This is a genomic window from Syntrophomonas sp. DTU019, from assembly GCA_913757435.1.
Taxonomy (GTDB): domain Bacteria; phylum Bacillota; class Syntrophomonadia; order Syntrophomonadales; family Syntrophomonadaceae; genus DTU019.
In genome coordinates this window covers 109,742-125,795 of sequence record CAJYDM010000002.1, presented here as the reverse complement: position 1 = coordinate 125,795, position 16,054 = coordinate 109,742, and the positions used below count along the sequence as shown (strand labels likewise).

9 protein-coding genes are annotated in these 16,054 nt (G+C 46.3%); 8 read left to right on the top strand and 1 reads right to left on the bottom strand.

The genetic code is table 11. From position 1 onward, the window contains the following. Positions 1-202 precede the first annotated feature (202 nt). The 4 genes from AC15IQ_RS06255 (at position 203) to AC15IQ_RS06240 (ending at position 5,155) form a co-directional block, all read left to right on the top strand. Complete coding sequence (locus tag AC15IQ_RS06255; protein WP_483177917.1) at positions 203-1,414, top strand: Tm-1-like ATP-binding domain-containing protein; 1,212 nt, start codon at positions 203-205, stop codon at positions 1,412-1,414. A gap of 18 nt (positions 1,415-1,432) precedes the next feature. After that, on the top strand, positions 1,433-2,263 hold the full coding sequence (locus tag AC15IQ_RS06250; protein WP_483177915.1) for a phosphoenolpyruvate hydrolase family protein: 831 nt from the start codon (positions 1,433-1,435) through the stop codon (positions 2,261-2,263). Positions 2,264-2,615: 352 nt separating this feature from the next. Further along, positions 2,616-3,395, top strand: a complete 780-nt coding sequence (locus AC15IQ_RS06245; protein ID WP_483177914.1) for an enoyl-CoA hydratase — start codon at positions 2,616-2,618, stop codon at positions 3,393-3,395. A 215-nt stretch (positions 3,396-3,610) separates the two neighbouring features. Next, the gene (locus tag AC15IQ_RS06240; protein WP_483177912.1) at positions 3,611-5,155 is read left to right on the top strand and encodes an IS1182 family transposase; all 1,545 of its coding nucleotides are present in this window, start codon (positions 3,611-3,613) and stop codon (positions 5,153-5,155) included. A 294-nt stretch (positions 5,156-5,449) separates the two neighbouring features. Here AC15IQ_RS06240 and AC15IQ_RS06235 read toward each other — a convergent pair whose 3' ends face one another. After that, a complete protein-coding gene (locus AC15IQ_RS06235) occupies positions 5,450-5,677 on the bottom strand; it encodes a DUF3892 domain-containing protein (protein WP_483177910.1) in 228 nt (75 codons plus the stop codon). A 402-nt stretch (positions 5,678-6,079) separates the two neighbouring features. On the opposite strand from AC15IQ_RS06235, the gene prxU reads away from it, so the two are divergent. The 4 genes from prxU to AC15IQ_RS06215 all read left to right on the top strand — a co-directional run bounded on the left by prxU (position 6,080) and on the right by AC15IQ_RS06215 (position 16,044). After that, the gene (gene prxU, locus AC15IQ_RS06230) at positions 6,080-6,796 is read left to right on the top strand and encodes a thioredoxin-dependent peroxiredoxin (protein ID WP_483177909.1); all 717 of its coding nucleotides are present in this window, start codon (positions 6,080-6,082) and stop codon (positions 6,794-6,796) included. Positions 6,797-7,452: 656 nt separating this feature from the next. After that, a complete protein-coding gene (locus tag AC15IQ_RS06225; RefSeq protein ID WP_483177907.1) occupies positions 7,453-9,087 on the top strand; it encodes an AAA family ATPase in 1,635 nt (544 codons plus the stop codon). Positions 9,088-9,523: 436 nt separating this feature from the next. After that, on the top strand, positions 9,524-14,905 hold the full coding sequence (locus AC15IQ_RS06220; protein ID WP_483177905.1) for an ATP-binding protein: 5,382 nt from the start codon (positions 9,524-9,526) through the stop codon (positions 14,903-14,905). After that, the gene (locus AC15IQ_RS06215; RefSeq protein ID WP_483177904.1) at positions 14,902-16,044 is read left to right on the top strand and encodes a hypothetical protein; all 1,143 of its coding nucleotides are present in this window, start codon (positions 14,902-14,904) and stop codon (positions 16,042-16,044) included. Before AC15IQ_RS06220 ends, AC15IQ_RS06215 begins: the two co-directional genes overlap by 4 nt. Positions 16,045-16,054: the final 10 nt, after the last annotated feature.

Here is a 16,054-nt window from a genome sequence, read left to right as displayed (position 1 = left end):
AGCGAATCCGCAAGCTTGGAATTAACAAAGGCCGCTCCGGCGAGGAACGGCCTTTTGACTTGGCTGAAGAGCGTCCCCGATCACGGTTAGATGGGAAATTTGAAAATAGTAATTTACATATAGTGGTAGTAGGCATAGACTGAATTTGTAGGATATGTTTTCTAGCGGAAGTGCAGAGTATATTAAAAGGGGGCGTGTTATCTTGAAGAAAGTCGTTATCTTAGGGACTCTTGATACTAAGGGCGCGGAATTTAAGTTCATCAAGGATATCATTGAATCTCAAGGTGTGGCAACTCTGGTTATCAATGCCGGAGTGCTAGGCAAACCCTACTTTGAACCAGACATACCTAATACGGCCGTTGCCCAGGCCGGAGGTACAGAGCTTTCCGAACTGGTCGCCGCCAATGACAGGGGACAGGCGGTTGATGTGATGATGAGAGGCAGTGCAAAGATCGTAGCCGAGCTGGAAAAGGAAAATGTGGTAGCGGGCATCATCAGTTTAGGCGGGACCGCCGGCACTACTATCGGCACCAATGCGATGCAGGCATTATCGGTGGGTATTCCCAAAATGATGGTTTCTACGGTTGCTTCTGGTGACACCCGGCCTTATGTAGGTAACAAAGACATTACTATGATGTACTCGGTGGTAGATATCTCCGGGATTAATTCGATATCCTCCAGGATCCTGGCCAATGCTGCTTTCGCCATCGCAGGCATGGCCAAAGGGGTCACGCCAGCCCTGGAAGAGGAAAAACCCTTGTTAGCGGCCACTATGTTTGGGGTAACCACTCCCTGTGTTACCACCGCTAGAGAATACTTAGAGTCAAAAGGCTATGAAGTACTGGTCTTCCACGCTACCGGAGCCGGTGGAGGATCGATGGAGGCACTGGTGAACGCCGGTTTCATCAAAGGCGTACTGGATATCACCACCACCGAATGGTGTGATGAACTGGTGGGCGGGGTATTCAGCGCCGGTCCCCACAGACTAGAAGCGGCAGGCAAGATGGGCATTCCCCAGGTGGTCTCCACCGGTGCTCTGGATATGGTCAATTTTGGAGCCATGGATACGGTTCCGGCACAGTTTAAAGATCGCAATCTTTATAAACACAATGCTACGGTTACTTTGATGCGTACCACAGTAGACGAAAATCGGCAGCTGGGGCAAATCATCGCCGCAAAGCTCAACATGACCACAGGCCCGACCGCATTGTTCTTACCGTTGAAGGGCGTCTCATTGATCGACGTTGAAGGACAGCCTTTCTATGGACCTGAAGAAAACCAAGTTCTATTTGATACCCTGAGAACTAACATCGACCGGGATAAAGTTGAGTTGATCGAGATGGATAACACTATCAATGATGAAATATTTGCCCTGGCCATGGCCAAGAAACTAGTAGACATGCTGGAAAAATAGCAAAGGAGGTTGTCATCTATGGCGTGGACGATAGAAACAGTTAGGGCCAGGCTGCAGGAACAAATCAAGGCGGGGAGGCCATTGGTAGGTGCCGGTGCCGGCACTGGCATATCTGCCAAGTCTGCAGAGGCTGGTGGTGTGGATTTGATTATTATCTATAATTCAGGCCGCTATAGAATGGCGGGTCGAGGTTCTCTGGCCGGTCTGATGCCTTATGGTGATGCCAATCAGGTAGTTGTAGAAATGGCCCGGGAGGTATTGACAATCGTCAAAGATACTCCGGTTTTGGCGGGGGTATGCGGGACAGACCCTTTCCGGGAGATGGACTATTTCTTGAGGCAATTAAAGGATATGGGTTTTGCCGGGGTGCAGAACTTCCCCACGGTAGGTTTGATCGACGGTAAGTTCAGAGCCAATCTGGAGGAAACCGGCATGGGTTATGGTCTGGAAATCGAGATGATCGCCAAAGCGCATGAGATCGGTTTATTCACCACTCCATATGTATTTGATGAAGAGGATGCCCGGCAGATGGCGAAAGCCGGTGCGGACGTACTGGTGGCACATATGGGTTTGACCAGCAAGGGCAGCATTGGGGCTGAAACCACCATGGATTTAGATGAGGCGGTAAGAAGGATCCAGGCCATTCACGATGCTGGAAAATCCGTCAATCCGGATGTTATGGTGATTTGCCATGGAGGGCCGGTTTCAGAGCCAGAGGATGCCCAATATGTACTGGAGCGCACCCATGGTGTGGATGGATTCTTCGGGGCTTCCAGTATTGAAAGGCTGCCTACGGAGAAAGCCATCAAGAATCAGACCATTGCCTTTAAGAGCATCAAGTTCAGGTAAATACTTGACCACCGGTCACAAAAAACGGCCCCTTAGGAGTACTTTGAGCAGTTCACCGGAGGGGCCGTTTCTTACGCTTAATTCCTCCTCCACACCAGTATTTGAATTGGTGTGTTGGTCACAATAGCAGTGCCTTTACACGGCTTGCTGATATAGCGTGGTATGCAAGCATTCTCTGCTGCCGCTCGCTGTCGCATGCCACCGTAAAGGGCCGCCCACATATTGAAGGCGTTTTTATCATAATAAGTAACTAGCAACTTGTTGCCTAATCTGGGAAGAACTAGAATTAGAAGTGGAAAGGGAGGTGAAACTGATTTGATGTACATAATGTACAATCACATCAGGCATAAAAATGACTTACAACTATCTTATTTATGAGGAACAAGGAAATGATAAGATCGGCGTTATAAGTCTTAACCGCCCCGAAAAAAGGAACGCACTCTCCAAAGAACTATTACAGGAACTTACCGCGGTTCTGAATACTATTGCCCAGGAAAACAATGTATCCGTCGTAATCATCAAAGGAATAGGGAAGGTTTTCTCTGCAGGTCATGACTTAACCGAGGTGCATGAATTTGATCCCCAGGAAAAAGCCGACCTTTTTAGAACTTGCTTTCTAACCATGCGTACCATTAGGGAGATGCCTCAAGCTGTGATTGCTCAAGTCCATGGAATCGCCACTGCTGCCGGCTGCCAGCTGGTGGCAGCCTGTGATTTGGCTGTAGCTGCCGATGATTCTTTATTTGGCACTCCAGGAATGAAGATCGGGCTCTTCTGTAGTGCTCCGGCGGTCTTTTTAAGCCGTAACATAGGCCGCAAAAAAGCCCTGGAAATGCTGTTTACGGCAGAATTTATGCCCGCCGCGGAGGCTCTAATCCATGGGTTGGTAAACAAAGTTGTTCCCGCTGACCAACTTAATGAAGCAACTTATACCATGGCTCTGACCATCGCCCAATACAGCAAGTCGTGTCTGGCTATAGGAAAACGCATGTTTTACGAACAGATCAACATGGACGATTTCAAGGCACTCAACTATGCCAATGAAGTGATGGCTTTAAACAGTACCACCAGGGATTGCGAAGAGGGTATTAAAGCCTTTCTTGAAAAAAGAAAACCTGATTGGATTGATTAGAACCGGCTGATAAATAAGCCTTGTAGCAGACCCTTATAAGGAATACACGGGACCGAGAGGGATACACGGGGACTGTCCCTTCTGTGTCCCTTTAGGGATACAGAGGGACTGTCCGAGACCACTGAAAAAGTCCAATAAAAACATAAAAAGCATACCCACCTGCGGTATAATTAAGTCACCACAACAAAATAAACCAAACGGAGGGAATGCTTTTTATGTTAGTCGAAAACACCTTTAAACAAAGCAGCTTCTACTACGCATTATACCAAATGATACCCGATGATCACATTCTAAAACGGATAAACGCAGCTATCTCCCTCAGTTTTGTTAATGAACTATTAGCAGACCGGTATTGCAGACATTTTGGCAGACCCGCCAAAGAACCGGAAATGATGCTAAGAATCCAGATACTGAAATACCTGTATAACCTGTCAGATGAACAACTGATTCAGGACTTAAGCGTAAATCTAGCCTACAAATGGTTCATCGGACTTAATCCCGAGGACCCCCTACCCGAAACCAGCCTACTTACTAAATTTCGCACCCAACGCCTTAAGGATATTAGTATGGATACCATCATTACCGAGATTGTACGGCAATGCGTGGAAAGAGGCATTATTAAAAGCAGCAACGGTGTCGTAATAGACACCACTCATATCGAAGCCAACACCAGTAAAAAGGTGCCGGAGCGAGTTATGAAGCATCTGGCCAGGAACATATTTAAAGCATTGGGCCAGCAAGAACCTGAAATACCCGATTACACGCAAATAGAAGACCATGTTAAAGCCAAACAAGTTATGAAGGATTATCTGGAAGAACTGATAGAACAAGTTAGCGACGATACCTCAGAAGAAGTCCTTCATGCCGTAGAGGAAGCCCAGGAGATCTTAGCCAGTGACCTGTTCATAGAACAAAAGGGCATACGTTCCCTGGTTGATAAAGACGCCCGGGTAGGCTACAAAAGCAAGACCCAATCGTTTTATGGCTACAAGGCAGAGCTATGCCAGACCACTGACGGTGGTTTAATAACCAGCATGATCGTGGAACCGGGTAACTATGTGGACGGTTTCCACTTTAAAGATCATCTTAATGAGTTCCTGCGATCAGGACTAACCGTGACTGGAGTATATGGTGATAAAGCCTATTTCCGCGCTGATATCCTTAATCTGATCAAGGAAAATGGAGCTTCAGCCTACATACCGGTAAGTGCCAGCGCCTACAAAATCGATGAAGAACTGTTTAGCTACAACAAGGATAGCGACCAGTGGTTTTGTGTTATGGGGAACGAAACGGTAAAAGTAAAATCCAAAACCCGAGAACGGAACGGCAAAAAGCAGAAACTACTGGACTACAGCTTTGAACGTGAGCGCTGCCGAAACTGCCCCCGTCGGACTGAGTGTATAGGCAAGAGCAAAAAAATAGCCCGAATCTTATCCATCAGTATCAATACCCCTGAGTTATATGAATACAGCCAAAGGGCAAAAACCAAGGAATTCCTTGACGAATACCGCAAGCGAGCGAAGATCGAACCCAAAAACGCAGAACTAAAAAGAATCCACGGATTAGACCGTGCTAAAGGCTACGGTCTACGAAGTATCCGCATTCAGGCCAAACTAACGGCCCTAGCGGTAAATTTAAAGCGGATAGCCAAGCTGGTATCCGCTTCACAGAGCCTAAATATTACTTTTGCACAGTTGATGCAACGCAGATTATTGATTAACCGAAAGGGATGGTTCAAAAAGTACTCAGTAGCGGCTTAATAAGGGTACTTTTTCAGTGGTCTCGGACTGTCCCCTGTGTGTCCCGACGCAAATTAAAGAGTGGACTATCTCCTGTGTGTCCCGGAGCGAATTTAAGAGTGGACTGCCCCCTGTGTGTCCCGAAGCGAATTTAAGAGTAAGTCTGTCCTCAGTGCGTCTCATTACTGGGGGTGGCAATAGACCTGTGCTGTCCCCAGGTTCCAAGTGATTCATTTACGACTTAAAAAATGACACAAATAAAGCGTCCCCCTGTGTCCTTAGTTTATTCTAAGTCGAAGCAACTGTCCCAGTCACTCAGAACTCAGGCAGGTTGTCGAGGTTGTTCTCTTCGGTCTGGTCTCGTTCGCTGCGGATAAATTGTTGGCCGCTGCTCCGATCCACCACATCGATATTCCTGATCTGCCCCTGTTTGCCCATCTCTATAGCCTGCTGAAAATTCAGCTCGCGGCCATCGGATAATTTGAACCGGGTCAGGCGCCCCTGCTCATCATGCCTCACTTCCACAATTTCAAACTGATCCATAGAAAATTCCTCCTTTGCTAATAGCTTGAGGAAAATAGCCAGAAAATATTTAAGCAATTAACAATATTTGAGACTGGATAGACGGGGAAAAGATCCGTTGTCCCGGTTCGGGCAAATGTCATGGAATCTGCTCCCAAGGCGAAATGACGATTTTAATCATCACCAAATCGGCTGTTGGGACGCAAATAAAATTCTTGAGGACTTGTTACCTCCGCGCTCTAGCCACTGTATCAACTGCCTGTTACGCTGTCAACAACACCGCGTCAGCCACCTCAGAAAATGCCTAAAAATTCGTCCCTGCGACACCTAGTAAGGCAGTTTTGTTGCTGGCAAACAATGTCTACAAGTGTATATAATAGAAACATAGATTCCACACTATTGCAAAAGAAGGGAGGAAACCAAATGCCCGAAGAATTCAAACCCGGATGTAAGCGGCCCCCCATTAACAAGCCCCAGCCCGCTGCAGATGCAGGCGAACAGCAAACAGCAAAGGAGGCGACGCAAACAATGGTAGCTGTTGGCAAACCAGCCCCGGATTTTACTGCCCCGGCTTATTTACAGGGTAAATTCGTGAATATCAGCCTGTCCGAATTTAAAGGAAAATGGGTAGTCCTGTGTTTCTACCCCGGAGACTTCACCTTCGTCTGAGCGACGGAGATTTCAGCAGTTGCTGAAAAGTACCCCGAATTCCAGAAGCTGGGCGTGGAGGTCCTGGCCTGCAGCGTAGACAGCGTTTTCGTACACAAAATGTGGAATGACCACGAAATATCCAAGATGATCAATCAGGATATCCCTTATGCCATGCTCTCCGACCAGGACGGCAGCATCGGCAAGAGCTACGGTATCTATGACAGCGACAGCGGCGTGGAGACCAGAGGCCGCTTCATAATCGACCCCGACGGCATAATTCAGGGCTTCGAGGTCCTGACCGCACCGGTAGGCCGCAATGTCAGCGAATCGCTGCGCCAGATCCAGGCTTTCCAATTGGTGCGCCAGACCGATGGTCTGGAAGCCACCCCCTCAGGCTGGAAGCCGGGCAAAAAAACCCTTAAACCCGGCCCCGATCTGGTCGGCAACGTATGGAAGGTGTGGAAAGTCAGCGAGGCCTTCGACGATTGATCAGCTTAAAGATGTAAGGCCACTGCTATTGTTAAATCTGCATCAATATGAAATTAAACCCCTATCCCAAACCGTGGGATAGGGGTTTTTATGGGTGCGCTTAGAAATCACGGGATACACGGGGACTGTCTTGCATGCAAAGGAAACCGGATAAAGGATACGGGGGACTGTCTTGCCTGGGATGGGGAAACCCGGGATAGGGAGATCTACGAGAGGGATACACGGGGACTGTCCCTTCTGTGTCCCTCTAGGGATACAGAGTGACTGTCCCCTGTGTGTCCCGAAGCAAATTAAAGAGCGAGACTGTCCTCAGTGTACCCGCTGTAGGGGGTGGCAATAGACTTGTGCTGTCCCCAGGTCCCAAGTGATTCATATCCGACTAAAAAATGACACAAATAAAACGTCCCCCTGTGCCCCCCCTGTGTCCTTAGTTTATTCTAAGTCGAAGCAATAGTCCCCGTACCTCAGAACGGGCTTTCTCCTGAGTTTCCTAAAGTGGTAAGGCACTAAACAGCGGTCTACCCCAGGCATCTTAAGTAGGCTTGTATGCGGCGTAGATATTTTTTGCACCAATATATACTAAAGTACTCTATACGTGACAAAAAATATGTCTATAATATAATTATATTGGCTTAATTTGGCAGGATTTATAAGATATGGCCGTAATGGTACCGGATTTACATCCCCAGGGGATAGCCAATGAGGGAGAGAGAAGGTTCTATCAAGCTTGTTCAGCCCTGCCCGACCCTTTCACAGTTTGCTATTCCTACAAATATAACGATAATGAAGACGGCCTGGAGATACTGCGAGAGGCCGATTTTGTCATTGCCCATCCCGCCCTGGGCTTCGTGGTGGTCGAGGTCAAGCAGGGTCATGTTGAATACCAGAATAACGCCTGGCAAGAATTCAAATCGGGTAACTACCAGCCTATGCGCAAAGACCCTCTTGAGCAGGCCCAGCGGGCCATGTTCGCCATCCTGCACCGTTATGAGCAGATCACCGGCCAGAAATATTACCCGCTTAAATGCAGATACGCCCTGTGCTTTCCAGAAAGCGCGCGTCTGGATGGCAACCTTCCCAGTGATCTGAACGTAAACAGCGTGTGGCTGTTTGACGAAATTGAAGACCCTGGTCTTTTGGAGAGTAGGATTTACCGCCTGTTCGAACCGCTCCGGCCCGAGAACCCGGAGGCCCATCAACTGCTGGTGAAAAAGATCCTCAACCCCAGCTTCAGGGTATTCAGCCGCCTGGAGGAACAGATCGAGCAGTTCTGCCGTTCTGGAGAGCGCCTCTTAAGCGAGGAGCAGGAGCGCATTTTAGATGAGACCGAGCTGGACCGGCGTAAGATATTCCTGGGCGCGGCCGGCACCGGCAAGACTTTTTTAGCCATAGAGAAAGCCCGCCGCCTTGAGGCCGCTGGCAAAAAAGTGTTTTTAACCTGCTTCAACAAGAACCTGGCCGCCTACCTGCGCACCCAGCTGCCAGAGGCGGTATATGTGCAGAACATCCACGACTATTTCCTTAAGGTCATTGAGCCTGTTTACGGCCAGCCCGAGATCCCCGCAGCAACGGCGGAGCGTTCCGAGTTCTTCAGCCAGACCCTGCCCCTGATGGCCTTTGACATCCTGGCTGAGCAGGACGACAGTTATCGCTTTGACAGCATCATAATCGATGAAGGCCAGGATTTCCAGGCCGACTGGTTCGACTGCATCGAAGCCATGCTACGCCCCGAGGGCGAGCTGTATGTGTTCGCCGATCCCGCCCAGTCCATTTTCTGCCACGACATAGATAAGATACAGGGATTATCGATCTCCCGGCACCGCTTAACCCGCAACATCCGCAGCACTCAAGCCATCAACGAGTGGATGCTGAAATTCCTGCCGGGGTTGTCTCTTAAATGCCTCAATCCCCGCGGATTGCCGGTGGTTTCCATCCCCTGCCGTGAAGACCAGCAGTATCGTACCCTGGAAAAAGAGATCGGCCGCCTGGTCAGCCAGGGGGTCCAACTCAAAAGGATCACCGTGCTCTCGCCCCATATCTACGCCAAGAGCTGCCTGGCAGGCAAAGAACGCATCAAGGAATGGCCGGTGGCGGTAGGCATGGAGCAGAGCGGCAACCTGATCCGCTTCGGCACCATTCGCTCCTTCAAAGGACTGGAGGCGGATATAGTGTTTCTGGTGGACATAAGGCCAAGCCGGGCCTGCACTCCAGCAGATATATACGTGGGCGGCTCCCGGGCCAGATTTTTGTTATATGTGCTGCATGATGAGGGGATGGCAGTGGGGGAGTAGCATTAATTTTTATGACAATGAAGTGTCGTTCGATAGGAGTATGCTCTGGTTGCGTGATATGACACAGCAATCTATAGCCACGGGGTTTTGTGAACATCATCGCCGCGCAACACAGGGAGCAATTTGGAATACAGCCATCATGGAATAGATTATTACTAAAGCAGGAGGTAAGAACGCAAAGCTTGCACATACAGTAAAGCAGATTGAACGACTGTTAATTAATTAATTGTTGGATTGGATCGTATGATGCCGTGAAAGTAGAAAATAACAACCCATTGGAATGACATGCGTATTAAACTGGTTAGTATTGCTAAGTAATCGGTCAATTACCAAATAGCAGGTACTTGGAGAATTATATAGAATTATAATAATATTTGGAAATAATTGCAGATTAATGAAGGATTTTTTCTAAGTCCATCCACAGGGGGATGCTGTTATGAAAAGCTCAGAAATGGTGTCAGACATTGCCATGGATACAATTAACGATTTAAAAAACCAGATACTATATATAAGGAATTATGCTATTGAAATGAAACAGAAGCTGGCGGAAATATGTGAATCCGCAGAAGCTGAAAACTATATAGATCCTCAATTACTGATTTCTTCCGCAGAGTCTCTCAATAATTATCTACAAATACAAGAAGAATTCTGGGAACAAATGGAGGCCAATTTCCCGGGGCTTGTTGACAATAATTATTCAATGGCAGAAGAGATTCTTGAGGATGCTGAGGCCAAAACCGCTGTGCAGGATTCCTTGGCGATTCTATCCAGGTTTCAACAGGTCGGTATAGACAATTCGGACGTAATGCCACTGCTTACCGAATGTAAAATGAAGGCCTTAGAAATACCGCAAACCACCGCCCCGGAAGGCTTGGAATTGAGGGTATTGCCGTATAAGGTATTTTTACAGGTTGTGGATCATCAGGACATAGAATTGACTCCTGTTGAGGAGGAGGCTCTGGAATCAGAGTTCCCACGTCCTATTCCCCGGTTATTGTACCAAGGCAAGTTTTATCTGGAATCCAGCCATAGTGAAGAAACTATTTCATCGATGAAAGCTATACCCGTGATAGAACCCGAAGCACCTAAGGATGAGGTTTGTGATGAGGTTCCCTCTCAATATACTTTTAGCACCGCTAAGGAAGGAACCGAAATACAAGTCAAGGAAATTCGGAAATATTTAAAAAAAGATACTAAAGACAAGAGAAAACTGTTGTCTATGCTAAACAATTGCCAGGTCATGTCTGCGTCACAATTGGTACGATGGGGATTCCAGGATGCGAACCTGCTCTGCTATTACATCACTCCATCTATTAAACAAGGTTATGTAACCGAAATAAGTGAAACAGGAGGTCAGGAGAAATACTTTTGTCTTTCGGATAAAGGACGACAGATCTTTACTAAGAAGAGCCTTATTGACGAGTTCCGTAAATCCAAATGGCTTCTATGCGAACAGGAGTTGATAAGGCCTCTAAAAGAACGCCCTGACTTGTTAAACAAGACGCTGCTCTTAAATGAGGTAGCCTTATCGATCATCCATGATAGTAAGCGGCCACTGGCAGCTGATTATTGCCATTATGAGACGCTGACATGCCGGATTCCTTATCTTACTTTCTCCACTCCCAATATGCATTATTTGCTGTTAACGGAGGGCAGTGAACGGGAAGGAGCGATAGAGGAGATAAATGGCATACTCAATAAAAGCCGTTTCGACAAGATTGTTTATTTGCCTATTGAAGACTCCGATGAAGTTGCCTGGAACCTATTGCGAAGTCTTTCTTATGATTCAGGTCACTGTTACATCGCTCGTATTAGCGATGCGCAGATAACCTATTGGGATGAAGCGGGCATTTCCCACAATTCTATAGTATGGTCCGAACAATCGGATCACCCGGAAACACCAGATGAGGATCAGGGCGTAGAAGCTTCTGACTCTATTGGACAAGATGAGCCTCCACGAGTTGCCTCGCTGGAGTCTGAAGTCATCAGTAGCGGTTCCCAAGAATCTGACGCCAAACCTGACCAGCCAGTCGGAGAACCGTCTACAAGCTGTAATACTTCCGACGGAGAATCAAAAAATGAGGATAGCGAAGGGGTTCCCATTACCGATGTATCCTCATCCGTACAAATAGCCACACAACTATTGGACAAATATAATCAACCTGATTTCAATGATAAAGACGGTTTTCGAGAGTCCGATTTTGCACCTTTACTGACTCATTTACTGGCCGAGAACCATATAATGGAAACTGCTGTGTTGGCCAAAGCTCTATCTTTAGTCAGTGATAGGTTCGAGTCCGGAAAGTTTTATAGCCGATTGTTGTCGGCTGCCAATTTGTCCCTGGATCCGCACAGGTATACTGGGTTATCCTTGAGCAATCTGGATGACAATGAGGCATCGACCGAAGTTTTTGATAGCATACTGCTAAAACTCCTGCGATTGAGTTGCTTCGCATGGGCGCTTTGTATGCCTGATGAAAGGCATGATTTCCATCTCTACAACTATAGGACCGCTTTGCTGGACGAGATCGATGATTTAGGAACAATTTCCCCACAATTGGATAGTATTTTTGTGGAAATAAAACAAATCTATGTAGCCTTGTTTGATCTTAAGGACTCTTCACCATCTGGGTTTTCTCATACTGTTTTGAAAAATTTCATTTCAGAAGAGGACAGGAAAAAGCAACAGTCAGACCTGATTAAACGCGCGGAAGAGTTGATGACGGAACCGCAAATTAGGCACCGTATCAACGGAGTTCCGCAACTGCTCTCATCATGCTTTGGGAAAAATAGCGACCTATATAAATGTATGAAAATCATATATAACAATGAATTTGAGCAGAAATCTTTCGTGAAGCAAACCCTCGCCTTTTTCAACAAGAACAATCATTCCGACGGCAACTCAGAAAACGAGGATCCTTTTTCCTATTCAGAACAAAGAATCAATGATTATATAGACAAAACCTGGAAAGCCATTAATGGTAGAGCCCCGGTTCTGAAATCCAGCCCCAGAAATACCATCGAGTTTGGGATTAAGAAGCGTTTAGATGTTGTCTGTGAATGGCTCGAGATTACTGACGATAACTCTCGCATATTGCCAAACACGATTTTTGGCACATTGGAAAAGACCCGTAATCAACTACTGAGAGGTCTTGATTCAGTTTATTATCAGCTTGTAGATTTGTATGGTTCCCTTGAATTGCCAGTTCAGGCCGGGATGTGCGTGCTTAGTCATACATTGAAAAGGTTGCATCGATACCTGCAGGCCGGGATTTCACCGCATGAGAAGTGGGAATATATTGCCCTCCTTTCTTCCTATCAGATCAACCTCAATAAGGAGCTCAAACCGAACATTATTACTGGGACGCAAGACATAACGGGATTTGAACCTTGGAGAAGAATACTGGGGCATATTGTCTCTCCTAAAATCGAACCCCTCCAGGCAATAGCACTAATCGATGATCCCAATGAATCTAATTGGTACAGCAACTATGGAACCGCCGAACACCTGAACCTTTATTTATATGAAACAACTGAGCACCCTATTAATGACCTGAGTCAAACCCACATAGCTGCACAGCATTTAGCTGAAAAACATGAAGAGGAGTTTAAAAGCGAATTAGAGTTAAAATACGCTTATGGATGCATTCAGGAAAGCACCAAGGAATCGATTTTCCATACCGCATGCGTGTTGAGTGATCATTTCAGAACGGCCGGCGATATTGCCCATTACAGGGCATTCCTAGAGATACTCCTGAACAACAGCGAAAAAGAAACCAAAGAGCTTGAAAACAGCCTGGTAGCCAGAATGAGTAAAATTACAGATAGCGGCGGTTTAACATACGAAAACGCGCCCATATTGAAGAATATCGAAAAACACTTACTAAACCAAAATCTGGCAGTGGCTGAAGAGTATCTTAATAGGCTTGAACAGGGTGAGGTTAGCATCCCGGATGAAGAGATCGAGGTGGATAAAGAGACCGATTATCACGATGCTTTCCTAAAAAAATATGAACGGCTATATCAGATATGTCAGCAGCAAAAGAATAAAGGCGATGTCATGAGTAATTGGGGATTCAAAAGTATCGAATCTCTTTTGAAACCTGATTGGACGGTACGCCACATTAGGAACTCCGAACAGTTTATTCGAAGTTGGCCGAAAAGAAAAAATGATTCTGGCAATGTCAACGCGGTAGTCAATCTTTTGAAGTATATAGGCTTTGATACGGTAAAAGCTGAACGACATCCTTTGGAAAAGGCAGGCGATAAATATAACCACTATAAGGTCTATGTAACACCCGTTCAGAAGCATCTACGTGATTATCCTCACCCCATTGCTAGTAATGGCACTCTTATGAATGACTACATAAATGTGGTGTGTCTGTTCGGCAGTAACAGTGCCAACGAGCTGATAAACATAATGACTAACAAGCTGCAATTAGGCGGAAATACCATAGTGCTGATGGATGGAGCATTGAGTCTAATCGAACGACGGAAGGTAGCCGAAGAGTTTAAGGCAGAAACCAGTGGTCAGAATGCGTTTCTGCTTATTGATCGTGTGCTTATGCTCTACCTGGCAACACTGGACGCAGGAGAACGTTTGGTAGCGATGTTCAAATGCACACTTCCCTACACGTTTTACCAGCCATATTCGAAGGGGAGCGGACCGATTGCAGATGAAATGTTCTATGGCCGAAAGGCTGAACTAAATGATATTTTATTGCCTACGGGAACTTGTTTGGTTTATGGCGGACGTCAGCTTGGCAAGACTGCTCTGCTGGAACGAGCAAGGAGCATCACCCATCAACCTGCTGAGAAAAAGTTTGCACTTTATATTGATATCAGGGAAAAAGGGCAATCAGAGCTGATCGAACGCCTCAACCAGTCATTGGAAAATATGAGGCTGATTGATAAGACCTGTCACTCTTTAGAAGAAATCTGCAAAGAGTTGGAAAGTAATTTCGCCAAGAAAAGAATCGTCCAATTGTACCTTTTTATCGATGAGGCCGATGAGTTCCTGAGTGAATCTTCTATGGATAATTATTCAGTACTGTGGCCTTTTGTGGATTTAAAGCGGAAGACCAAAAACCAGTTCAAATTTGTTCTGGCTGGACTTCATAATGTAGCCAGGTCAAGGCGTGCACTGGATAATAACGGCATATTGCCACAATTAGGAGCTCCATTGTGCATCAGGCCTCTGTCTCCAGCCGATGCCAAAAAGCTAGTGGAACGACCTCTTTCATACCTGGGTTTTCGGATGGGCGAGCAGCAGTTAGCCCTCATATTGGCCAACACCAATTACTATCCAGGTATACTCCATTTCTTCTGCTATACTTTGGTGCAGTCAGTATCCGATAATTATAAATCATATTACAGTGTAACCGGGGGTAATCCTCCCTATATATTGAAAGATGATCAAATGAAGGCAATTTTTGCCTCGGAAGACTTGAACAACAACATAAAAGACAAATTACATTTGACTTTGAACCTGGATACCCGTTATAAGATGATCGCAAATGTGATCGCCTTTATGAACTACGAAGACGAACGCAACGAAAATGCACAGTGGCAGGGGTACTATGATGTAAATGATATCCTGAAGAATATCCGGGAAAACACTGACAGTCCGCACCTCGGAGATTTAAGCCAATCGGATCTTGAAGCCCTTCTGTATGAGATGGCTGATATGGGGATATTATCAAGCAAGCCGAATTCCAAAATGTTTCGTTTCAGGAAAAATAGTTTTCTACAGCTAATCGGCAGTGAGGATGATGTACTTAGTGCTTTGCTGGAGGAAAGTGAGGTGGCTTCAGTGTGACTTCACATCCGTCTGTTATCTGGTGGACGCAGATTACCGGGCCGCGGCGTCTTGTTGATGAAATTAGTTCTGCGTTGACAAACAGTCGATCGGTAATATATATCAGCGATCCAGATATGCCCTGGCGCCGGGAAATGCGATATACCATAGAGGAACAGATCAAGAATACCTGTAGTCTGGTCGTGGATTACATCGACTGGGAAGATGAGTTTAAAGGCGGCGACATAAGCAGTTTCCTGCTGGAACGATATGCATCAAGAAATGATGTAGCCGCGTATCGCCCCCATCTTGGCAAACCACTCAGCTATCTGCATAAGTTGCGCGCTCTTTCTGGACAGGTCATATGGATTAAAGGGATACCGGCAGATCAGATTGGAGAATGGGCTTCGATTTGCCGGGATTACCGGACTGATACTAACGAACACGGGGCTTTTGTCATAGAGGCAGCCGGTTATTTTCCTGATGCCCGTTTTCCCCAATACGTTTCGGTGATTCGTTACTATGATTATGTTTCTCATTATGATACCCAACTGTTTGCATTGATGGTTTTATCTCAGAGCAATATTCCTATTCATCTCCATCAGTATATAAGTTATGTAGCCGCCAACCTCTGCCTAACTGACGCAGAGTTGGCGGATGAACTGATTTCAATCACTGATTTCGAAACCACATCACCTCTGGAAAGCCTGAACAACCTGTATTATGAAGGCAAAATACTGGTAAACAGAGGAACCGTTGAACAAACCAATACCCAGCCACACCCGTTTTCGTTACTGCGCAGCAATAACCTTCAGAGCTTATCCCATCGCTTGTGGAGAGCCCAACTTATGGTGGCCTTCGCCCTGATAGAGGAGGAGCGGGTTGCTTTTATTAAGAAGTATGAGGTGGTTGTGAAAGCTTGCCTGCCTATTAAACAGTATAGAGAAAATATTACTGATCCCTATGATGTTGAATTAGGCACTCTAGTTTATTTGACACAGGATAAGGATGAGAATGACCAACGGCGATTATACATTCCTGAAGCTACAGATTATGAACGTCTACATTTCTTGAGAGATTTAAGACATAAACTTGCACATATGAAAACGTGCACACCCGAAGAAATGACACGTTTACTCGCTGAAACTGATTATTTATGACGCTTTATCC

Coding starts and splice junctions, on each gene's coding strand:
- AC15IQ_RS06240 (WP_483177912.1), top strand. CDS start 3,611: ATGTTAGTCGAAAACACCTTTAAACAAAGCAGCTTCTACTACGCATTA.
- AC15IQ_RS06220 (WP_483177905.1), top strand. CDS start 9,524: ATGAAAAGCTCAGAAATGGTGTCAGACATTGCCATGGATACAATTAAC.
- AC15IQ_RS06250 (WP_483177915.1), top strand. CDS start 1,433: ATGGCGTGGACGATAGAAACAGTTAGGGCCAGGCTGCAGGAACAAATC.
- AC15IQ_RS06225 (WP_483177907.1), top strand. CDS start 7,453: ATGGCCGTAATGGTACCGGATTTACATCCCCAGGGGATAGCCAATGAG.
- AC15IQ_RS06235 (WP_483177910.1), bottom strand. CDS start 5,677: ATGGATCAGTTTGAAATTGTGGAAGTGAGGCATGATGAGCAGGGGCGC.
- AC15IQ_RS06245 (WP_483177914.1), top strand. CDS start 2,616: ATGACTTACAACTATCTTATTTATGAGGAACAAGGAAATGATAAGATC.